Annotated in this window: 25 protein-coding genes and 1 pseudogene; 9 read left to right on the forward strand and 17 right to left on the reverse strand. The window is 32.2% G+C overall.

Annotated elements, in window-relative coordinates:
* Positions 1 to 521: group II intron maturase-specific domain-containing protein (locus DPN68_RS11545; RefSeq protein WP_317047776.1), on the forward strand; the 521-nt coding region annotated here is incomplete at its 5' end.
* A gap of 79 nt (positions 522 to 600) precedes the next feature.
* Here the strand turns inward: DPN68_RS11545 and DPN68_RS11550 are convergent.
* The 4 genes from DPN68_RS11550 to DPN68_RS11565 all read right to left on the reverse strand — a co-directional run bounded on the left by DPN68_RS11550 (position 601) and on the right by DPN68_RS11565 (position 2693).
* Positions 601 to 1005: a hypothetical protein gene (locus DPN68_RS11550; protein WP_113989803.1), complete on the reverse strand. Its 405-nt coding sequence runs from the start codon at positions 1003 to 1005 to the stop codon at positions 601 to 603.
* On the reverse strand, positions 1005 to 1619 hold the full coding sequence (locus tag DPN68_RS11555; RefSeq protein WP_113989804.1) for a CFI-box-CTERM domain-containing protein: 615 nt from the start codon (positions 1617 to 1619) through the stop codon (positions 1005 to 1007). Before DPN68_RS11555 ends, DPN68_RS11550 begins: the two co-directional genes overlap by 1 nt.
* Positions 1619 to 2107: a hypothetical protein gene (locus tag DPN68_RS11560; protein ID WP_113989805.1), complete on the reverse strand. Its 489-nt coding sequence runs from the start codon at positions 2105 to 2107 to the stop codon at positions 1619 to 1621. Before DPN68_RS11560 ends, DPN68_RS11555 begins: the two co-directional genes overlap by 1 nt.
* A 211-nt stretch (positions 2108 to 2318) precedes the next feature.
* Positions 2319 to 2693 carry a DoxX family membrane protein gene (locus tag DPN68_RS11565; protein WP_113989806.1) on the reverse strand — a complete coding sequence of 125 codons (375 nt, stop codon included), beginning with the start codon at positions 2691 to 2693 and terminating at the stop codon, positions 2319 to 2321.
* Positions 2694 to 2771: 78 nt separating this feature from the next.
* Between DPN68_RS11565 and DPN68_RS11570 the strand changes: the two genes are divergently transcribed.
* From DPN68_RS11570 to DPN68_RS11595, 7 genes and pseudogenes are all read left to right on the forward strand, one after another.
* Positions 2772 to 4073, forward strand: coding sequence for an anthranilate synthase component I family protein (locus DPN68_RS11570; RefSeq protein WP_113989807.1), 1302 nt, complete (start codon positions 2772 to 2774; stop codon positions 4071 to 4073).
* A 59-nt stretch (positions 4074 to 4132) separates the two neighbouring features.
* Complete coding sequence (locus DPN68_RS11575; RefSeq protein ID WP_113989808.1) at positions 4133 to 4489, forward strand: four helix bundle protein; 357 nt, start codon at positions 4133 to 4135, stop codon at positions 4487 to 4489.
* 31 nt (positions 4490 to 4520) lie between these two features.
* The gene (gene tilS, locus DPN68_RS11580; RefSeq protein ID WP_113989809.1) at positions 4521 to 5828 is read left to right on the forward strand and encodes a tRNA lysidine(34) synthetase TilS; all 1308 of its coding nucleotides are present in this window, start codon (positions 4521 to 4523) and stop codon (positions 5826 to 5828) included.
* The gene (locus tag DPN68_RS11585) at positions 5828 to 7855 is read left to right on the forward strand and encodes a protein-disulfide reductase DsbD family protein (protein ID WP_113989810.1); all 2028 of its coding nucleotides are present in this window, start codon (positions 5828 to 5830) and stop codon (positions 7853 to 7855) included. The genes tilS and DPN68_RS11585 overlap by 1 nt, the downstream gene beginning before the upstream one ends.
* A gap of 6 nt (positions 7856 to 7861) precedes the next feature.
* Positions 7862 to 8056: pseudogene (locus tag DPN68_RS11590) on the forward strand (RHS repeat domain-containing protein); the annotation flags it as partial.
* Positions 8054 to 8704 (forward strand): polymorphic toxin type 44 domain-containing protein, encoded by a 651-nt coding sequence (locus tag DPN68_RS13330; protein ID WP_394336428.1) that lies wholly within the window; start codon positions 8054 to 8056, stop codon positions 8702 to 8704. The pseudogene DPN68_RS11590 and the gene DPN68_RS13330, both read left to right, overlap by 3 nt.
* A 3-nt stretch (positions 8705 to 8707) precedes the next feature.
* Positions 8708 to 9067 carry a DUF5412 family protein gene (locus DPN68_RS11595; protein ID WP_113989811.1) on the forward strand — a complete coding sequence of 120 codons (360 nt, stop codon included), beginning with the start codon at positions 8708 to 8710 and terminating at the stop codon, positions 9065 to 9067.
* Positions 9068 to 9523: 456 nt separating this feature from the next.
* Here DPN68_RS11595 and DPN68_RS11605 read toward each other — a convergent pair whose 3' ends face one another.
* From DPN68_RS11605 to DPN68_RS11640, 8 genes are all read right to left on the reverse strand, one after another.
* Positions 9524 to 9751 carry a DUF2683 family protein gene (locus DPN68_RS11605; RefSeq protein ID WP_113989812.1) on the reverse strand — a complete coding sequence of 76 codons (228 nt, stop codon included), beginning with the start codon at positions 9749 to 9751 and terminating at the stop codon, positions 9524 to 9526.
* 125 nt (positions 9752 to 9876) lie between these two features.
* The gene (locus tag DPN68_RS11610) at positions 9877 to 10077 is read right to left on the reverse strand and encodes a helix-turn-helix transcriptional regulator (protein WP_113989813.1); all 201 of its coding nucleotides are present in this window, start codon (positions 10075 to 10077) and stop codon (positions 9877 to 9879) included.
* Positions 10067 to 10555 (reverse strand): hypothetical protein, encoded by a 489-nt coding sequence (locus tag DPN68_RS11615; RefSeq protein WP_113989814.1) that lies wholly within the window; start codon positions 10553 to 10555, stop codon positions 10067 to 10069. Before DPN68_RS11615 ends, DPN68_RS11610 begins: the two co-directional genes overlap by 11 nt.
* A gap of 87 nt (positions 10556 to 10642) precedes the next feature.
* On the reverse strand, positions 10643 to 11716 hold the full coding sequence (locus DPN68_RS11620; protein ID WP_113989815.1) for an alanine/ornithine racemase family PLP-dependent enzyme: 1074 nt from the start codon (positions 11714 to 11716) through the stop codon (positions 10643 to 10645).
* Complete coding sequence (gene alr / locus DPN68_RS11625; protein WP_113989816.1) at positions 11716 to 12867, reverse strand: alanine racemase; 1152 nt, start codon at positions 12865 to 12867, stop codon at positions 11716 to 11718. The genes DPN68_RS11620 and alr overlap by 1 nt, the downstream gene beginning before the upstream one ends.
* Positions 12860 to 13990: an amidohydrolase gene (locus tag DPN68_RS11630; protein ID WP_239987109.1), complete on the reverse strand. Its 1131-nt coding sequence runs from the start codon at positions 13988 to 13990 to the stop codon at positions 12860 to 12862. The genes alr and DPN68_RS11630 overlap by 8 nt, the downstream gene beginning before the upstream one ends.
* A 6-nt stretch (positions 13991 to 13996) precedes the next feature.
* A complete protein-coding gene (locus DPN68_RS11635) occupies positions 13997 to 14431 on the reverse strand; it encodes a GNAT family N-acetyltransferase (protein ID WP_113989818.1) in 435 nt (144 codons plus the stop codon).
* Positions 14421 to 15878 carry a sodium:solute symporter family protein gene (locus DPN68_RS11640; protein WP_113989819.1) on the reverse strand — a complete coding sequence of 486 codons (1458 nt, stop codon included), beginning with the start codon at positions 15876 to 15878 and terminating at the stop codon, positions 14421 to 14423. The genes DPN68_RS11635 and DPN68_RS11640 overlap by 11 nt, the downstream gene beginning before the upstream one ends.
* A 267-nt stretch (positions 15879 to 16145) precedes the next feature.
* Here DPN68_RS11640 and DPN68_RS11645 point away from each other — a divergent pair, with 267 nt between their 5' ends.
* Positions 16146 to 17681 carry a YifB family Mg chelatase-like AAA ATPase gene (locus tag DPN68_RS11645; protein WP_113989820.1) on the forward strand — a complete coding sequence of 512 codons (1536 nt, stop codon included), beginning with the start codon at positions 16146 to 16148 and terminating at the stop codon, positions 17679 to 17681.
* A 51-nt stretch (positions 17682 to 17732) separates the two neighbouring features.
* Here DPN68_RS11645 and DPN68_RS11650 read toward each other — a convergent pair whose 3' ends face one another.
* The 5 genes from DPN68_RS11650 to DPN68_RS11670 form a co-directional block, all read right to left on the reverse strand.
* Positions 17733 to 18149 carry a DUF2452 domain-containing protein gene (locus DPN68_RS11650; protein ID WP_113989821.1) on the reverse strand — a complete coding sequence of 139 codons (417 nt, stop codon included), beginning with the start codon at positions 18147 to 18149 and terminating at the stop codon, positions 17733 to 17735.
* A 1-nt stretch (position 18150) separates the two neighbouring features.
* Complete coding sequence (locus DPN68_RS11655; protein WP_113989822.1) at positions 18151 to 18441, reverse strand: TIGR03643 family protein; 291 nt, start codon at positions 18439 to 18441, stop codon at positions 18151 to 18153.
* Positions 18442 to 18509: 68 nt separating this feature from the next.
* Positions 18510 to 18917, reverse strand: a complete 408-nt coding sequence (locus tag DPN68_RS11660) for an SET domain-containing protein-lysine N-methyltransferase (RefSeq protein WP_239987118.1) — start codon at positions 18915 to 18917, stop codon at positions 18510 to 18512.
* A gap of 2 nt (positions 18918 to 18919) precedes the next feature.
* Positions 18920 to 19777, reverse strand: a complete 858-nt coding sequence (ypfJ, locus tag DPN68_RS11665; RefSeq protein WP_113989823.1) for a KPN_02809 family neutral zinc metallopeptidase — start codon at positions 19775 to 19777, stop codon at positions 18920 to 18922.
* Between the two features lie 32 nt (positions 19778 to 19809).
* Positions 19810 to 21804, reverse strand: a complete 1995-nt coding sequence (locus tag DPN68_RS11670; protein ID WP_113989824.1) for a PAS domain S-box protein — start codon at positions 21802 to 21804, stop codon at positions 19810 to 19812.
* Positions 21805 to 21858: the final 54 nt, after the last annotated feature.

Consider the following 21858-nt stretch of genomic DNA (forward strand, 5'->3'; position numbering starts at 1 on the left):
TTAGAAAACCCTCTAACTTTACGTTACTTGGCTTTGGATTTGTGCCCGTTTACAATAAAGGAAACAAGAATCAATACCAACTCGTAGTAGCCGAAAAGGCATGGAAAAACCTAAAGATGCGATTCAAAAGCATTACCCGAAAAACCACCCCAGCCAAACTAGAAGAACGTATCACCAAGATAAAGGAAATCCAACGAGGATGGCTAAACTATTTTCGAGGAACCAACATCATGGGAAAACTACGAGATATGGATGGTTGGCTGCGGAATCGCATCCGCTATTGTATTTGGCACGACTGGAAGAAACCTGAAAGGAAAAGGAAAAACCTGATTCGATTGGGGGTTGACCAAGACCACGCCTATGCATGGAGCAGAACTCGAAAAGGTGGTTGGGCGATTGCCCAAAGTCCCATTTTAGGAACAACTATTACCTTGAAACGCTTGAAACAAAAAGGATACGAATCCTTAACGGAAATCTACATTCAACTCAACCCATCTTTTTGCGAACCGCCGAGTACGTGACCCGTATGCTCGGTGGTGTGAGAGGCTCACCCTGTCAGTTTCTGGCAGGGCAGTCTACTCGATTATAAAACGTTTTTTTTCAGATTGCTCCAGTTATTTGTAAATTTCCAGTTATTTTTCGGACAATCATTTCTACTTCTTCAAGTCTATAATTTTTGGCAAACTCAACATTTAGTCCGTTTATTTTTTCTCCATTTCCGTTTATAACATAACCAAATGCAATATTCGTAAATTTACTTTCTATACCTAAAAAAAAATATTTATTGTAAGGTGGATTATTGGTTAAAGCTTTTTTATAAATCAATTTTGCTCCAGAATTTTCGACAAGTTCAAATCCGTTATTTTCAAAGTGCTGAACAAATTCGGGAAACATTTTTTTCATTCCTCCGAATGATTCATTTCTTCTCGCTACTTTTTTGGAATCATCATTAAATTTCCAAATTACATAACCAACAATAATTAAAATTAAAATAAACCAAACCATTATTTAATGTGTTTTACGATTTTGTTTAAAATCTGATTTCGGATAAAAGCATTTAATTTCTCTTTGTTTTTTAGTTTTTCTGCAATTGGTGGCGAAACCAGATAATACGTTTTTATAAAAAGTCTACCAAAATAGTTTTTAGCTAAAATATTATCTCGGAAAAGCTTTAAATGTAAAACTTCAGGTGCAAATTCATTTCCATAGCAAGCAGTTGCAATGTAACATCCACTTTTTTCACTTGATGCACTTTTTTGAGGTTTAGGTTGTCCCATAATTTTTTCATATTCTTCATCGTCTTCTTTTTGCATTATTGCATAACCCTCGTGAGAAACATAAACTCTTCGATTATTCATAAAAGACCAACTTGGAAAAGATTCGTCAATTCTTTGTCCAGTATATGGGCACTTTCCTCTATTGACTAAACCTAAATTGTCCAAATAAGTAAAAATGTCAAGCGACCTAACTATATGATTTTGCAGAAAGTTAGTTAGTGTTTCAAAACTTTCTGGCTCAAATGGTTTGTTCTCAAATTTGTCAGCCATGACTCCTTTTGCACTTAATTCTTTGCAAATGTCATTGACATATTCTGTTGTAAATTCTGAATAATACTTCATTACTTTATTTTTATCCGGTTAGTAAGGTTGTTAGATTTTTCCAAATCATTTGTTGTTAGGTTTACAATAAAGCTTTTCTGTTTGTATAAAAAGACAATTGATGTATTTAGAAACTTGTGTCCTGAATAAGTTAAATATGATTCTATTTTCAATGCTTTTTGTCCATTTGGTAAAACAATCGATTCTGTTTTTTCGCCATTTGATGTAGCGTTTTCCTTTGCGGTTTTTAAAAATTGGTCTTTGTAAGCTTTTAATGTTTCTTGGTCTAATCCATTCATATCCTCAAATAGATTTTGAACAGTAACAGAATATTGTTTAATTCTGTCATTGTTGTCTTGAACAACACAAGCATAGTTATTCTGATTCCCAAGATTTCGAGTATATTCTAATTCGCAAGGCATATCTAAAGTTAGACCTTCAATTTTATTGTCTATTTGAGCAAAAGATAGTATTGGAATAAATATTCCTAATAAAGTAATTTTTCTCATAAAGTTTGTTTCAAAATGTTTTACAACTTGTTTATGTCTGACAAAATCATACTTAGCAATCCAATTTTGGGTGTATATGTATGACAAATGTCAATTTTATCTTTTTTCAAAAATAATAAAAAAATCTAATACAATATTAGTCGCAATACAATCTTATAAACAAAAAATATCCAGCAGATTTTGGGATTTTTTATTTGGTTTTTATTTCAAATTACGGTTTTACAATTTCTTTATAACTATCCCAATTAGCATAAATTAAAAAAAGATTAGCAAATAAAACAAAAGCTGCAATTGGTAAATCAGCGGGAGCTATAAATGCATGAATTAGGAAGATGTTTACTGAGACAGGAAGTAAAATGATAGCGCCAAGTTTCACAAATTTTCCACTTACTAACATCAATCCTGCTAATAACTCAACCGTTTTTATGAGCGGAAATAAGTATTTTGTAGCCATAAAACCTCCCATAACGGTAGCCATATCACCTGTTGGTTCAGGTTGTTCTCCCAAGTTAAAAAAATAAGAAATAGAAGCAAATAACATCAAAGCTCCTAAAAGTACTCGGACAATAATAGTTGTGATTTTCATAATTTGAATAGTTTTAGTTAGTGATTTAAAGATACAAATTATTTTTTTATTGTACTTTTGGAAAGTAAATTTTCCAACTTGAGAACAGTAATTACAAAAGATATTTCGCACTTTTCCGACTTTAAAAACCAACTTTTATATTGGGCCAACCAACACCGAGAAGTCGTTTTTTTAGATTCGAATCAGTACCATCAAAAGTATTCGAGTTATGATGCTGTTTTGGCGGTTGATGCTTTTACTTCGATTAAAACCGATTATGAGAACGCCTTTCAAGATTTGTATCAGTACCAAAGTCAAACTAAAGATTGGTTGTTTGGTTACTTGTCCTACGATTTAAAAAATGATACTGAAGCTTTACAATCCAATAATTTCGATGGTTTAGATTTCCCAGATTTGTTTTTCTTCCAACCCAAAAAGTTGTTTTTTATCAAAGATGATGAGGTGGAAATTCAATATTTACGAATGTGCGATGACGAAATAGAAGCTGATTTCGAAGAAATCAGTACAATTATTTCTGTTAATGTCACACTGAGCGAAGTCGAAGTGCAACAACGTATCCCAAAAGAAAACTATCTCTCCAAAGTTTCCAAAATGCTCGAGCACATTCATCGTGGCGACATTTACGAAGCCAATTTTTGCATGGAATTCTATGCTGAAAACGCTCAAATTGAACCTTTGGAAATTTACCAAAAACTCAACGCTATTTCCGAACCACCATTTGCGGTGTATTTCAAGAACAATTTTCAGTATTTACTTTCCGCTTCTCCCGAACGTTATTTGCGAAAAGAAGGTTTAAAAGTCATTTCCCAACCCATAAAAGGAACCGCAAAACGAAGTGACGATTCCGTTTTAGACGAACAATTAAAGACTGATTTAGCTAAAAACGAAAAAGAACGTTCCGAAAATATCATGATTGTCGATTTAGTTCGAAATGATTTATCGCACACCGCTACAAAAGGAAGTGTTCAAGTAGAAGAATTGTGCCAAGTTTACTCGTTCAAACAAGTGCATCAAATGATTTCAACAATAGTTTCCGAAGTGGAAAATACAACGTCGCCAATTGAAATCCTTAGAACGACTTTTCCTATGGGAAGCATGACTGGAGCACCAAAAATTTCTGCGATGCAAATCATAGAAGCGTTAGAAGAAACCAAACGCGGATTATACAGTGGAGCAGTAGGTTATTTCACTCCAACTGACGATTTCGATTTCAATGTAGTGATTCGAAGTATTTTGTATAATGCTAAAAATCAGTATTTGTCGTTTTCTGTTGGAAGTGCTGTAACTTCTCAGGCTATTCCAGAAATGGAGTATGAAGAGTGTTTATTGAAGGCAAAAGCGATGTTTGAGGTTTTGTTAGGGAAAAGGGAAAAGGGATAAGTAAAAAGGGAAAAGGGAAAAGTAAAAAGAGATTAGGGAAAAGTAAAAAGATATTAGACATGAAAAGTTATAGAGATTTAATTGTTTGGCAAAAATCAATGAATTGGGTTACGTTAATATATCCTTTAATGTCTAAAATGCCTGAAAATGAAAGGTTTGGATTAATTTCTCAAATAAAGAGAAGTTCGGTTTCAATTCCATCTAACATTGCAGAAGGTTACGGTAGAAATTACAAAAAAGATTATTCAAGATTTCTTCAAATCGCTAGAGGCTCATTATTTGAATGTCAAACACAAATTGAAATCGCTATTCAACTAAAATTTATTTCATTAGAAGATTGTAAAGAAATTAATGATTTGTCTAATGAAATTGAAAAAATGCTAAATTCGCTAATTAATAAACTATCAGACAACTAATCCCTTTTCCCTTTTTACTAATTACTTAATAATGCTTACAAAATTCAAAAATCATCTCGAACAAAATTTTCCTTATTTAAAGGAGAAAAAACTGCTTTTAGCGGTTAGTGGTGGCTTGGATAGTATGGTTTTGATGCATTTGTTTCAAGAATTAAGATACTCAATTGGAATAGCTCATTGTAATTTTCAATTGCGTGGAAAGGAAAGCGATGCAGATGAAAACTTTGTAAAACTTCAAGCTGAAAAATTTCAAATTCCAATTTTTAGCACCCGATTTGAAACCGAAAAATTTGCGAATACCAACAAACTTTCCATCCAATTAGCCGCTCGAAAGTTGCGTTATGATTGGTTTTATCAGTTATTGGAAGAAGAAAATTACGATTATTTGTTAACAGCGCATCATTTGGATGACCAATTAGAAACCTTTTTAATCAACCTTTCTCGTGGCACAGGAATTGAAGGGTTGACAGGAATTCCTGCGACAAATGATAAAATTATGCGTCCGTTGTTGCCTTTTTCTCGTGAAGAAATTTGTGCTTTTGCTGAAGAAAATTCACTTTCATGGCGTGAAGATTCGAGTAATACATCAACGAAATACCTTCGTAATAAAATCAGACATGAAGTTATTCCGATTTTGAAAACGTTGAATTCCAATTTTCTTCCAACTTTCGAAAACACATTGGAACACTTGAATCAAGCCAATGCTTTGGTAAATGATGCTTCAAGAAATACTTATGATTTGGTAGTAAAACAATTGGATGACCAACATATATTTGATATCCCAAAAGTATTGGAATTACCCAATTACAAAGCGTATTTGTACCAATGGCTTAAAGATTTTGGTTTCACGGCTTGGGTCGATATTTATGACTTAGTCAACGCAAATTCAGGGAAACAGATTTTTTCGGAAACCCATGTTTTGTTGAAAGATAGAAATCGCTTGTTGCTTTTTGAGAAAACAGAAAATCATAACGTTGAAATCTATTTTGTTAAGGATTTCGAAAGTAAAGTTAATATTCCCTTAAAACTTAGCTTTTGTAAAGTAGCAAACATTTCAAATGTAAATGCAAATTGTATATTTGTAGATGAAAATCAGCTAAAATTGCCGTTAGTAATCAGAAAATGGCAAGAAGGCGACGTTTTTTATCCAACGGGAATGATTGGAAAAAAGAAGTTGAGTAAGTTTTTTAAAGATGAAAAATATTCGCTTCTTGATAAGCAAAATCAATGGTTGTTGTGTTCCAATTACGAAATTGTTTGGGTAATTGGAAAACGCGCCGATCAAAGATTTTTAACCAACGAAAACACCAAAAATTACATAAAGATAACCTTAGAATAATGAGAAAATATTTTGCCTTAATCGCCTTATTTCTGACTTTTATTGGAAATGCCCAAATTTTAAATCCGGTTCAATGGAAAACAAAAGTTATACAAAAATCAGCCAATGAATTTGAATTGGTTCTTGATGCAACCATTCAGCACGAATGGCACATGTTTTCCCAATTTACGCCTGATGGAGGTTCGTTACCAACACTTTTTGAATACAAAAATCAGAAAGGCAACTACCAATTAGTAGGTAAAACAACCGAAAGTAAATACAAGAAAATATACAACGATATTTTTGAAGTCGATGAATACATGTTTGAAAATTCGGCGCAATTCAAACAAGTTATTAAGGTAACAAATACTAATTTGAAAGAAATTAAAGTCTATGTAGAATACCAAGTTTGTAAAGAACAATGTATTCAACAAGATGAAACGTTTACTTTTAAATTGCCTGAAATTAAACCAGAAGCGATTGAAGCTACTACAACTCCAAATCCAACCCTTTTAGATACAGTTTCCAATACAACAGAAGTGTATCAGACAACAAAAACGGAGAAAACGCAAGAAGTTCCCGTAAAAAAAATAAAGAGAGAAGAAAAGAAAACCGATAAATGGAACTTGTTTTTAATCACTTTATTGGCTGGAATTTTGGTAACATTTACACCTTGTGTGTTTCCAATGATTCCAATGACCGTGAGTTTTTTCTTGAAGCAAAGTGCTAAAGGTGATAAAACTAAGGGCAGAATGAATGCTTTAATGTATGGCTTTTTTATAATTGCTATTTACGTTTTAATTTCTTTGCCGTTTCATATCTTCCAAAGTTTGAGTCCGGATATTTTTTATGAAATTTCTACCAATGTCTATTTGAATATTTTCTTCTTTGTCATTTTCGTCATCTTTGCGATTTCGTTCTTAGGCGCATTTGAGATAACTATTCCATCAAGTTTAGCTAATAAAGTAGATAGTGCTTCCAATTACGGCGGATTCATCGGCATTTTCTTCATGGCATTGACGTTAATTATCGTGTCATTTTCTTGTACTGGACCAGCATTGGGATTAGTTATTGGAAGTGTTTTATCGACTGATGGTGGCGCAACGTTATTAACTATTGCGATGTTAGGTTTTGGTTTTGGATTGGCATTGCCGTTTATGTTATTTGCTTTGTTCCCAAGTATGATGGGGAATTTACCAAAATCAGGCGGTTGGTTAAATACCGTGAAAGTAGTTTTTGGATTTATTGAATTGGCATTGGCATTCAAATTCTTATCGATGGCTGATTTAGTTATGGATTGGCATTTATTAGAAAGAGAAACTTTTATAGCGATTTGGATTGCTATTTTTGGAGGTTTGGCGTTGTATTTATTTGGAAAAATTACCTTGCCACACGATAGTCCAATGTCGAATATTTCCGTTGGAAGATTGTTATTAGGATTGTTATCATTGGCATTTACGGTGTATTTGATTCCTGGTTTATGGGGCGCACCATTGAACGTAATTTCTGGTTTTCCACCTCCAATGTCGTACAGTGAAAGTCCGTATGGAGTAGGAAATTCTAAAGGAGGAACTAGCACAACCGAAGCTTTACCAGAACATGCTCATTATGGACCGCATGATATAGTAGCATTTCATGATTACCAACACGGTTTAGATTATGCCAAAAAAGTTGGGAAACCCGTTTTAATTGATTTTACTGGTGTTACTTGTGTAAATTGCCGTAGAATGGAAGAATTGGTTTGGGCAAAACCTGAAATTTTAAAGCTTTTGAAAGAAGAAGTAGTTTTGGTTTCCTTATATGTAGACGACAAAAAAGAATTACCCAAAGACCAACAATACGTTTCACCAGTAACCGGAAAAGAAATCACGACTTACGGTAAAAAATGGAGTGATTTTGGTATTTCAAGATACCAAGCTAATGTACAACCGTATTATGTTTTAATGGGACATGATGAAGAAAATCTAAATACGCCAGTGGGTTATACTCCTGATGTAACGGAATACAAAAAATGGTTAGAGGAGGGAATTGGGAGTTTTAAGAAGTAGTGAATTTACAAGTATAAGTATAATGGGAAAGAGTATCAGGACGAGCTGGGGCTTAATATGTACGACTATGGTGCAAGGAATTATGACCCAGCTTTGGGTAGATGGATGAACATTGACCCGTTGGCGGAACAAATGAGGAGACATTCACCTTATAATTATGCTTTTAATAATCCAGTTATTTTTATAGACCCTGATGGAATGGCACCTGACTCTATTCATTTGGATGAATATGGAAATGTTCTTAAAAATGTAGATGATGGTGATAATGGTGTATATGTTCATGAAAATGCTAAATCTGAAGCAGATGTAGATAAAACATATAGTTCTGAAAATACAAGTGCTGGTGGAGAAAAAATTGGAGAATTGGGTGGGGTAATTGACGTAAATAAAATTTATTCAAATACATTAACCAAAAACATGGATGAATCTAAAAGTATTTGGAATCCATTTACATTCAAGGAAAATGTAACTGATTTTGGGAAATGGGACTTGAAGAATAATAAAAACACTATTTTTGGTCTTGGGAATGACGGTAAAACTCAATTTTCATTCGAAGGAAATTTAATGGCTTCTCAAGATATTGGAAATCATCACTTTGGAGCGGTTGCTTTAGCGTATGGACTTTTTAGTGAAAGATTTATTCTTCAGCAAGCTGGACATAATCAAATTGATAAGGGAGGTTCAAAGCCAGAATGGCAAATTTATAAAACAGAGACTGTACCAACTTTTACAAAAAGTGACAGACTTATATGGACTGAAAAGAGGACTATGCTTCCTCCTTATGGTGATGACCCTAGAGACCAAAAATGGATTAAAGCTGGGTTTAATTATTTTAAAAAGAATAGGTAAAAAATGAAAAGAAAAACAATTTTTAAAGTACTTGGGTTGATTTTTATTTTATCAATCATTATTATTTTTTATCAATTATTTACTTTCAAACTATTTGATGTGAATTATACAATAATAGAAAAAATTTCAATACCTGATAAAAAATATCAAATTCATATATATTATGTACCTGGAGATGCAACGATAGAATCATCAATCCAAGTCCGTAAAATAGAAAACAATGTTCAAGAAGTTTTAGGCAGATATGAAAGATTTAATTATTTAAATAGTTATTCAATAACAAAAGATAGTATAATACTTTTTGTGAGTGATTCTAGTTCTGTAGGAAAGAACAACATTAAACAAGCCTTAATTTTACCTTAATTGATAAATTAATATTGAAAGGCGATTCTTAACCGTTTCGCCTCAATCCACAAAGCTATTACAAAGCCGCGCACCATCCGCAACCATTTTAAAATAAACGGTTCCATTTAAGGAACTGCTTAAAAAAGCAAAGCCCACGTTAAGTGGGTTTTGTTGTATTTATAAGTTACAATTTTTCTATTTTATCAGGGTTCTGATGGGTGTTAAAAACGGCGTTTAAAAAAACGGTTTTAGTAGGTTCATCTACTAAAAAGAAAGCAATAAAAGGAAATTTTTTAAAAGGTAAATATCGGTAATTGCTATCATGAAAAGGATAAAAAGGATTTTTTTTGTAAATCTTTATACGTTTTCTTATAATCATTTAAAAAGTCAAGCGCTACTTTTTTACTAACCTTTTCAACGTAATAGTTTACTGCATGATCAATGTTTTTGATTGCTATAGGCGAAACTATAATCTTATAAGCCATATTTGTTTTTTAAATCGGTATAAACAACATCAGCGTCTTTGTAGTGTTTTTTATCTAAACCTATTTGACTATCTAATACTTTTTGTTGTTCACTGGATAAAACAAATGTTTTTTCTTTAGAAATTTCAAACTTAATTTTTAAAGCTTTCATAAACGCTTTTACAGCTTCTATTTGAGCATCATCTTTTGCGTGTAGCGTTATATTAATAGATTCCATCGCTTATATTTTTAGTAGAAAATGACAATTTTATCAAAGTTACAAATAAAATTAAAAGATAGTAATTAAAAAAGTAAAATAGTAACTTTAGAACAGTTGAGATTTTGGTATTAAAATTAAGAATTTCAATCACTATCTTCTAAATCAAAGATTTCTTCCACAGCTTTCTCAAAATACTTGGCTAGTTTTAAAGCTAATACTGTTGAAGGTACATATTTTCCTTTTTCCATAGCATTGATGGTTTGTCGGCTTACGGAGATTTGTTTGGCTAATTCTTCTTGCGAAATGTTTTTTATCGCTCGTAAGACTTTTAAATTATTCTTCATCGCTATTCAGTTTATTGAATTTGTAAATCATGTAATGAAAACGAACAATAAAAAATAGGAGTGAAGAGATCATAAAGAAAATCATCGCATTGAAGTACACCATGCCAAAAACAAATAAAGTGGTAATCATCATCATGATGATGTTAAAATAAGTTGCCCAAACCAAACTGGTATAACGAATGTGTGTAATCATTTCATCTTCGTTTTTCGTTTTGGCGAAGCCTACAATTAGTCCGCCTATTAAACAGACAACTAAAAGAACTTCATCGAGCATGGCGTTTTTAGTCATTTTAAAAAAGCCATTACCTGACTGTAAAATGAATCCGTCATCATAAATAGCAAAAGTGTTTACAACAAGAAAATTATCAATAGATTCTCCGCCGGTAATCCAAAAATAAGTGGTTACAACAATTGGTATAATGAATAATAACCAACCGAAAATTTTCCACGAATTTGGAAATAAGAAATTTGTCTTCATTGTTTTAGTTTTTAAAATTATAGTTCAAATGTAAAGTTTATTTTACATATTGACAAATAAATTTTACTAAAAGTAAAAAAAAAATACTTATTCAATTGTTTTCTCGATATAATCTGAATTTAAAAGATACAAAGCGCCCATGTATTGCAGTTTGAATGAAATTAAACTTCCAATAGTGTATTCTCTGGTAGTTGAAGAAATATCTATCACCATCATATCGGAACTAGCATCTACAATAGTAATGTTTTCATCTTCTGGAATTAAGTATTGCGGTTGCATGTCTAGTAAGCCTAAATCTAAAATGGCTCTTAACGAAGTTTTACTTAAATCAGTATTGGCATCAATTTCATAGGTATTTCCCGCTACATTTTCACCAAGTTCCCCTACTGGATTATCCGGTTTTTCTGTTATCTCAATTATTTCAGCATAGAGTTTAAAAACATCGTTGTGCATGCCTTTAATAGTTTCTCCAGTAAACAAATCTTTACCAAAGAATAACGCTTCGCCAATTCGGAAATGATTAACAGCCATTGGTCTGGCGTTTTTTAAAATTAAAGGTACGGCTACAGAAGTTCCGCCAGAAACCCAAGGGATTTTTATAGCAAACTTTGCTTCAATTAACTGTTTATATAAACTTAACTGAATTAATTTATCTTGAGTAGGCATAACACCACTTAAGCAATTTAAATTAGTTCCAATTCCTCTAATTTCAATATTTGGCAAACTAAAAACTTGTTCGTAGAAACTCAATAATTCTTCTCCCAAAACACCTTCACGCAAGTCGCCCATTTCAATCATAATAACAATTTTATGGGTTTTGTTTTGTCGTTTTGCTTCTTTAGAAAGCATTTGAATGGTATAAATTTCAGTATTAAAACTTACATCAGCATATTGGACAATTTTTTCAATATTTAGTTTAGACGGTGGTTTTATATAAACCGTTTGTATAGTTGGGCTAAGTTTTTTTACCTTTCGAAGGTTACTAACTCTAGAATCATGTATTTCAGTGACTCCAAGACTAATGATTTCTTTAAGGTAAATTGTGTTTCCGCATAAGAGCTTAGTTACTACGCCCCATTCAATATTACGTTCTTTGAAAATAATGTCCAAAAACGAATAATTTTCTTGTAATTTTTTGCGATATAGTTTTAAAAATGCCATTATTTTAAAATTTTTCGAGGTATTGTTTTAGAAATTCGTGAAAGTAATTCATAATTCAGCATATTACTTAAATCACTAAATGAAGCTACAGATAAAGATAAGCTTTTTTGATTTCCAATGAGTACAACTTCGTCCCCTTTTTTAACATTATTAATTTCTGTAATATTAACAGTTAACATATTCATGTTTACTGTTCCAATAACATCACAATATTGTCCGTTTATCAAAACTTTACCTTGATTACTTAAAGAACGACAATATCCATGGGAATAACCTAGCGGAATTGTGGCGATTTTCATGTTATCTCTAGCTATATAACTGGTTCCATAACCAATAAATTCCCCAGACTTAACTCTTTTTATACTCATTACTTCACTCTTCCAACTAATAACTCGTTGCAATGGATCTATTTTATTTTTTTTAGAATTTAAATAACTAACTAATATTTCTTGGCTTGGCCAAAACCCATATTGAATGATTCCAATACGAACTAAATCCATTCTTGTTTCGGGAAATGCTATTGACGCTGCTGAACAAGCTGAGTGCCTTATTTTTGGCTGAATTCCTTCTGATTTAAAAATTGCTTCTGCTTTTTTAAAAACTTCAATTTGCTTGGAAACTCTGAAGTAATTTGCAATACTTTCTGCTCCAGCGTAATGTGTACAAAGTCCTTTAAAGTAAATATTTTCTTTTTCTTTGATAAGGTATTTGGCTACTCTTGAAACAGTTCTTAACTCAAAACCTGTTCTATTCATCCCCGTTTCAACTTCAATATGAACAATTGCTTTTTGCTTCAGCTTTTTTGCAATTTTTGAAGTTTTTGCTAATCTATAGCGTTCAAAAACAAAAAACTCAATTTGATTTTTTATAACCCATTCTAAATCATCATCAGCGACAAACCCCATGATTAAAATGGTAACTTTATCTTCTAAAGTATCAAAAACAATTTTAGCTTCTTCTACATCAAAAACAGAAAAATGCGTGACTCCGTTAGCAAAAGCCATTTCTACAAATTCTTTTAAACCATGTCCGTAAGCATTTCCTTTTACAACTGACGATATAATAGTTTTTTCACCAAATACGTTTCTCAGAAAAGCTATGTTTTCTTTATGTGCAATTGAATTAATTTCTATTACGGAATTTTTATGCATGTAAAATTTCTTTTGTAATTTGATAAAATAAGCTAGTTCCAGTCATAATAATTTCATCTGGGAAGTCATAATCAGGGTTGTGAAGTGAAGGAGAATTTTTTCCTGCTCCTAGTCCAAACATGGCACCTTTAAATTGTTGGGTAATTAATCCAAAATCTTCTCCGAAGGTAAAAGGAAGTTCTTTTTCTAATACAGCTAAATTAAGTGTTGAAGCTGATTTTCTAATATACTTTATAGCTTCCAAATCATTTTCATTGGCTTGAAAACTTTCCGTCCAATGGATGTTTGATTTTAGATTATGTTTTATAGCAATAGCGGCAACAATTTTTTCTAATTCGCTTTCTGTTTTTTTCATAAATGAATTACTATCGCTTCTTACCGTAAAATGAATCTCTCCATATCCTGCTGAAACACCGTATGCTTTTTCGCCCATATTAATATGAATAGGGGTAATTAAACAGTAATTTTCTTGTGAAATATCTTCTTGAATTTTTCCATTAAATGCTAAAATAATTTCGCTTATTGCTAGTGCTGGATTAATTCCATTTTCAGGTTCACCAGCATGTGAAGTTTTACCATGAAGTTTAATAATAATACTGTTTACGGCGCAAGTAAATGTATTTTCTACAATCACAACTTGATGTAGTGGAAAACCCGGTAAATTGTGTAGAGCAAATGCAAAGTCTACTTTAATATCTTTAAATTTTTCATCAGTAACAACAGATTTTGCACCTGAACCATCTTCTTCAGCAGGTTGAAACAAAAGCAATATTGTTCCTTGTTCTATTGGATTTTCATTTATTTTTTTTGCCAATCCACACAAAATAGCCATATGTCCATCGTGACCGCATTTATGAGAAATCCCTTTGTTTATTGATTTGTAGTCAAACGAGTTGATTTCTTGAATTGGTAAAGCGTCTAATTCACATCGAAATAAGATTGATTTTCCTTCTCTTTTTCCTCTATAAATTGCCAATACTCCATTACCACCAAGATTAGTTCTAATTTCATCTGGTTTGTATTTCGAAAGAAAAGCTAAAATTCGTTGCGCTGTTTTAGCTTCATTTCCTGATACTTCAGGGTGTTGATGTATTTCCTTTCTAAGTTGAATAAGTTCTTTCAAAATATATTATTTTGTTAAACGCATTTCCAAATATTTATTGGTAAAACCTAAACTTTCATATAGCCCTTTAGCAGGATTATCAGGCTCAACATGAAGAGCAATATTTCCTTCGGCAGTATCTATTGCTTTCTGCATTAGTTTTTTACCAAAACCTTTTCCACGTTGACTATTATCTACAGCTATGTAAACCAAAATATTCTCGGGAATAAAGCCTTTCATTCCAGTATTGTTTAATATTACAACACCAACAATTATATCATTCTCTAAACCAATTATAATATTTCCGCCTTTTGAAGGATTCATAACATAATCTATGCATTTTAAAATGTCTTCAATTTTGTCGCCATATTGTTCTAAATGAGTGAATAAAAATTGAGCTATAGTTTTATGTGAATAGATTTTGTCTTCTCCAGTTTCTGTGTTAATAATTTTAAATTCCATTGTTATTTTTTTTATAATGATAATTAGATAATAGTATGAATATGATTAAAGATACGCTAATTCCAAAGATATTAGCATCTAAATGTTCTGGTAATGAATAGTTTAATGGTAATTTGTTATTGGAAAGAATTAATCCAATGGTTGTTGAACCTCCTAAAAGCATACTCCAAAAAGCAGCTTTTGGGTGACTTTTTTTCCAGAATAATGCTCCTAAAACAGGGACAAATAATCCAGAAACCATAAAGGCGTAAGAATAAAGCATTAATTCTAAAACATTTTGCATTTGTGATGCTAATACTATTGCAAATACACCTACTGCTAGAGTTACAATTTGAGATAACTGTAGCAGTTTTTTTTGTGTTAACTCTTTTTTATAAAATTTAGAAATGATGTCAGTTACTATATTTCCAGAGGCAGCCATTAAACAACTATCGGCTGTAGAAAGAATTGCAGAAAAATAGGAAGATAACATTAGCCCCATTAAACCAATTGGTAAAATAGTACTTAACAGTATAGGTAAGCCCATTTCACTATCCATGGATGCAGCATCTGTAATCCCGTCAAACATTCCCTGTGTGGCAGCTACTTTTGCTAACATTCCAAGAATAACACCCATAAATGCCATTATGGGCCATTCAAATAAACCTGCTATGAACCAAGCCTTTTTAGCTTCTTTTTCGTCTTTACAAGCATAGATTCTTTGGTATAAAGTCATTCCAATAAACCAAATAGGAATTATTGTAACGGACCAATTTAACAGTTGATGCCAAGAAACATTAGTTAAAGATAAATATTCAGGTGCTAATGTGGCTTTGATAACATCATAACCACCAACTGCATTGTATGCAATAGGAATTCCAATGAAAACCAAACCAGCAATTAAAATTAACCATTGAATAGTATCAGTATAAATTACGGCTTTTAAACCACCTATTGCAGTATAAACCACTGCAATAATTCCCATAATAATTAAAGCCCATTGTATATCCAATCCATCTATTGTTGCCGAAGCTAATTTTGCGCCTGCGAGTACTTGCGAACTTGTAAAACCAATATATCCAATGGCTGAAATTATCCCTGCTAATAGTGCTACTTTGGCATTATAAAAATGATTGAAAATTTGTGGAAAAGTAAAAAACTTATACTGATGCCCCAATTGGCTAACTTTGGGAATTAGAAAAACTGCACTTAACCAAGCACCAATTAAACCTGTAAACAGCATCCATGAACCTGAAATTCCCATGGTAAAGCCTAAGCCTCCAAGTCCAATTGAAAAACCGCCACCAACATCTGTTGCAACGACTGATAATCCAATATGCCAACTGTTCATGTTTCTACCACTTACATAAAAGTCTTCAGAAGAGGTGTTTTTTCTATAAAAATAAAAGCCTACACCTAGCATTGCTAGCATGTAAACCACAAAGATTATATAATCTATTGTGTGCATTTTTTACTATTTTAGATTAACTGTCTAAGATGGAATTTTTCCAAAAGACAAGATGCAAAATTTTGCAAAAGATGAAAATAAGATTGATTTAAGATTAAAATCAAAGATGGATATATAATTCCCGCCTTATTTTCAAAATATTGATGCAAAGGTAAGAAATTTATAATAAATGCTATTTTTAAACTAAAAAATGGAATAAATGTTTGGATAATTTAATTTATTATTTAGATATTTGCATCAATATAAGCCATTTAAAAAATATAAGCCATGTTAGTAAAAGTATTCGGAAGCGCCGTTTTTGGCGTTGAAGCGACTACCATTACGGTAGAAGTAAACACAGAAAAAGGAATCGGGTATCACTTAGTTGGACTTCCAGATTCCGCAATAAAAGAAAGCAGTTTTCGTATTGCTGCCGCACTCAAGAACAATTCCTATCAATTTCCCGGTAAAAAAATCATTGTAAATATGGCGCCCGCCGATTTGCGTAAAGAAGGTTCTGCCTACGATTTAACAATTGCCGTTGGAATTTTAGCTGCTTCTTCCCAAATTACTTCCAAAGAAATTGAAAATTATGTCATCATGGGCGAATTGTCTTTGGACGGAAATTTGCAACCCATAAAAGGCGCTTTGTCGATTGCCATTAAAGCCAAAGAAGAAGGTTTTAAAGGCGTTTTAATTCCAATTCAAAACGTGAAAGAAGCCGCCATTGTTGAAGGTTTAGATGTTTATGGAATTACCAATGTAACCGAAGTTATCGATTTTTTTGAAGGAAGAGGCAATTTAGTGCCTACGGTAATTGATACTACGGAAGAATTCTCTAAAACCTTAGATTTTCCAGAACACGATTTTGCGGATGTCAAAGGACAAGAATCTATCAAACGTTGTATGGAAATTGCAGCAGCTGGTGGTCATAACATTATTCTAATTGGTCCACCAGGTTCTGGAAAAACCATGATAGCCAAACGATTACCTAGTATTTTGCCACCAATGACCATGAGAGAAGCTTTGGAAACTACTAAAATTCATTCCGTTGCTGGAAAAACTAAGGATGTTGGTTTGATGGCGCAACGCCCATTTCGTAGTCCGCATCATACTGCCAGTTCGGTTTCTTTGGTTGGTGGTGGAAGTTATCCGCAACCGGGCGAAATTTCATTGGCACATAATGGTGTTTTGTTTTTAGATGAATTACCTGAATTTAAAAGAGAAGTTTTAGAAGTAATGCGCCAACCATTGGAAGATAGAGAAGTTACGATTTCTCGTGCCAAATTTACGATAACGTATCCATCATCATTCATGTTGGTAGCAAGTATGAATCCAAGTCCAGGCGGATATTTTAATGATCCAAATGCGCCCGTGAGTTCGTCACCCATGGAAATGCAGCGCTATTTGAGTAAAATTTCTGGACCGTTATTGGATAGAATTGATATTCATATTGAAGTTACACCAGTTCCTTTCGAAAAACTGACCGAAACCAGAAAAGCGGAAAGTAGTGTTGAAATTAGAAAACGTGTGACCAAAGCTAGAGAAATTCAATCGGCACGTTTTGAACATTTGGATTATATCCATTACAATGCCCAAATGAGTAGTAAGTTGATTCGTGAGTTTTGTGTTTTGGATGAAGTTTCCTTGCAATTATTAAAAACAGCAATGGAACGCTTAAATTTATCAGCAAGAGCTTACGACAGAATTCTAAAAGTTTCCAGAACTATTGCCGATTTAGAAGCTTCGGAAAATATTCAATCGCATCATATTGCGGAAGCGATTCAGTATCGTAGTTTGGATAGAGAAGGTTGGTTGGGTTAGTTAATCCAATATTATTGAATTCTTCTCAAAATTTGGGAAGAATTCAATTATTTAAAAAAAAGCTTCGTTTTCGTCAGCAGGAATCCATTTTTTGTTGCTGTTCAATTTGAAAGAGCCAATGTGTTCTTTATCCCATTGGTCAGAACGAATTAAAGAAAGAAAATTGGAACCATCTTTTGCTAAATACAAATGATATACTTCGCCAATGATTGGTTCGAAAGAATATTTGGCATTGTATAAGATTTCGTTCCATTCGTATTCTTGCATGAGTTTTTCGTATTCGGCTTTCAGTTCTTTGAATTTGCTTGCTAATTCTTTGTTTACGTTTGTTATCCCAACTTTTTTCCAATTGACTACATTATCAATTGAAATGGCTGGTGCTCCAACATTGGTAGCATAAGGTAAAACGCTTGCATTGTATCCATTTTCTTCAGAAAACACTACATTATCAGGAATTTTGTTTTTCATGTTATCTTTTTGAAATTTTGTTGTTAGTAATGGCTCTTTGCAGTTTGCATTTGAATCGGTCAATTCCTTCCATTCGTTTTGCTGCATGTTTGGTATTGCAATTTTCTACTCTTTCACGCCATAATTTATAACTGCTGAATTTGAGTTCTTTTTTCATTAACTTTTTAACATCAGCTTCGTTCAAATTGAACTGAAATTTTATAGCATCAAATGGTGTTCTGTCTTCCCAAGCCATCTCGATAATTCTATCAATTTCTATTTCTGTGAAGGTTTTAATAGATGAGTTGCTCATTTGTTTAATGTTTTTAAAGAATGATTAAACAAAATTACAAAATTATTTCCAATGAGATTTGAATTTAACTAAATATATTTTTTCCAATAAATTGCGCCGTAACTACAAAAGATTTCTTCCATAGGATTTATCTTTCTTGTAGCCATTAGACAAACATTATCATCATCGTCAAGTGATATTTTGGCATTATTTTTTAATCCAGTTTTAGTAAATGCTTGTGCATCATTGGCATATTTAGCAAAACAATCGATATACATGGAATCCATTGTAGAGCCATCTAACATATTGATAAAATAGCGATCATTTCCTTCAGCACTTCTTTTTTGAACCTCTTTTTCGGTCAAAATCTCTCCTTTAAAAATGGAAATAATCTCATTTGGATAAATAGTAATGGCTGTAAACAAACCTTTACCAGCATTTTCTAGTTGCGAATCTTGAACGAATAAATAATCAGATTCTGGAGCTTCAATTTTCAAAATTACAATTCTTCTTGAGAAAAGGTATCGCCGGCTTTAACATCGCCAGTTCTGAAACCTTTTAAAAACCATCGCATACGTTGTTCTGAAGTTCCATGCGTAAAACTTTCTTGGTCTACATAACCTTGAGTTCTTTTTTGGATGTTATCATCACCCACGGAGCTAGCAGCGCTTAGAGCAATTTTTATGTCTTCTTCATTAATTTCTAAATAGTCTTTGGCATGATGCGCCCACAGTCCGGCATAGAAATCAGCCTGTAATTCCATGGCTATGTACATTCTTTTTCCTTCTGCGGTGTTTTGTCTTTTTAAAGCGTTTACTTTTTGTAAAATTCCCAATTGATTTTGTACGTGATGTCCAATTTCATGGGCAATTACGTACGCTATGGCAAATTCGCCTTCTTTAGCGCCAAATCTGGTTTGTAGAATTTCAAAAAAATCTAAATCCATGTACACTTTATTATCGCCTGTACAATAAAAAGGGCCAGAGCCACTTTGCGCTTTTCCACAAGCAGAAGTTACTTCACCTCTAAACAAAACTAAAGTTGATTTTTGGTATTCTAAGCCATTTTCATTAAAAATTTTAGTCCAAACTTCTTCTGTATTGGTTAGTACCACATCAACCATTTTTCCTAAGTCTTGGTCTCTTTCTGTAAGAACGTAGCCACTTTCTTGTTGTACTGTAGTATTATTGAATTGTTCTAGAATAGGTGCAAGTTGCTGTCCAGTTTCGCCTCCAAAAATATTCATCAATAGGATAATAATTCCAATTAATCCTCCACCAGCAACTACTTTTCCACCTGAGGACATTGCTCTTCTGTCTTCTACATTTCCTGATTGTTTTTTACCTTGCCATTTCATGTGCTTTGTTCTAATATAAGAATGATAAGTTATTAAATATATTTATTTATAGTTGTTTTTAATTCCAATAGATTAAAAGGTTTTGATATATAATCATCCATTCCTAGTGCTAAACATTTTTGTTTTTCATTTTTCATGATTCCAGCTGTGAGAGCAATAACTGGGGTATTTTTAATTGTCTCATTGGAACGTATGGCAATAATAGTTTCATATCCATTTTTTACTGGCATTTGAATATCAAGTAAAACTAGGTCAATACTTTGTTCGTTCATGATTTTTAATGCAACTTCACCATTTTCAGCTTCAAATGTAGTACTATTAGGAAAAATTTTATGAATCATTTTATTAGCTAATAACATGTTGATTGGGTTATCTTCCACTATGAGGATAATAATTTTTTGTAAGCTTTCTTCATAAGTTTCAATTTCACTTAATTCTGGAACTAATTTTTTAAAATTTTCTGGAGTTTCATCTTCTATTTTGAAATTTAGAGTAAAGCTAAAGTTACTTCCTTCACCCCAAATACTAGTGACGTGAATTTGACTTTTTGAATAAGATAAAATCTTATTGGCTATAGCTAAACCTAGACCTGTTCCGCCAAATTTCTTATTGGTTGAAGCATCTTCTTGAACAAAAGAATGAAAGATTTTATCTAAATTTTCGCTTTTAATTCCTTTTCCTGTATCTATCACAGAAAACTGAAGAGTAACAAATTGATTTTTAACAATTTTTAATAATTCAATTTGTAAAACCACTTCGCCAAAATTGGTAAATTTTACTGCATTACTCAATAAATTCACAAGCACTTGTTTGAGTCGAAGTGCATCTGCAGCAATTTTATCTGGAATATTTGTGTCTATGATTAGTTTTAACTGTAATTTTTTGGCAGTTGCTTGTGGTAAAAACAAACTAATAACCTGATTGGCAATTTCTTTTATGGAAATGGGTTCAATGGACAGTTCTAATTTTCCAGATTCAATTTTGGAAAACTCTAAAATATCATTAATAATTTCTAAAAGTAAATTAGCGGAGTGATTGATATTTCGCATATAAACTAACTGATTTTCGTCGAGTTTAGTTTTTATTAATAAATCTGAAAAACCAACTATTCCGTTTAAAGGTGTTCGTATTTCGTGACTCATATTAGCAAGAAAATCTGATTTAGCTTGGCTAGCTGCTTCTGCATATTCCTTGGCTTTTATGGCTTCATCGTGTTCTTTTTGGGTGGTAATATCTTTTGCAATTCCGCGAAGTTTTATTACATCATCTTCTTCATTTAAAATTGGTTCACCATAGCCTAAAATCCATTTTTTTGAACCGTCATTGCAAGTTATGGTATGCTCAATCTCATAAGGGTTTTTCTCAATAACTGTTTTTTCGATAATTTGATTTAGCGGATCTCTGTACTCAGGACTAATTTTGTTTATGTAGCGTTGGTATAAATTTTCTTTTTCTGAAGAATCAAATTCAAAAATGGTAAATAACTCATCGGACCAAAAGAGTTCTTGTTTTTGAATATCAAATTCCCAACTTCCAATTTTAGCCATTTTTTGTGACTCATTCAACAATCGTTCGCTTAAAACAAGTTTTTCTTTGGTTGTTTCAATGATGGTAATATCTCTTGCAATGGCGAAAATAATATTGGTATTTTGGTTTATTGTAGAAATCCATTGTAAGTAAATAAAACTACCATCTTTTTTTACATAGCGATTACTAAAGTCAACAGTATTATTTCCTTCGCTTAAGTTAGCAATTTCTTGAAGTGTTTTTTCAATATCATCTGGATGTACATAATTAATGAATTGTTTGGATAACAATTCTTCTTCTGAATAACCCAAAGTTTTTGTAAATGCGTTATTAACCTTTAAGAAGTATCCTTCTAAATTGGCAATGCAAATTAGATCGGTTGTTTCGTTAAAGAAATAATTGAAGTTATTGTAAAGATTATCTCTACTTCGGTATTCGGCTAATTCCTTCTCAAGCGCTTCAATTTTTTCTAGATGATTATTGGTATTGGAATTAGTCATTTATTATTATTTGTTGCATTAAATTTAGTAAAAAAAATGAAATACAACAATTTT

The organism is Flavobacterium tibetense (assembly GCF_003293845.1).
GTDB classification, from domain to species: Bacteria; Bacteroidota; Bacteroidia; order Flavobacteriales; family Flavobacteriaceae; genus Flavobacterium; species Flavobacterium tibetense.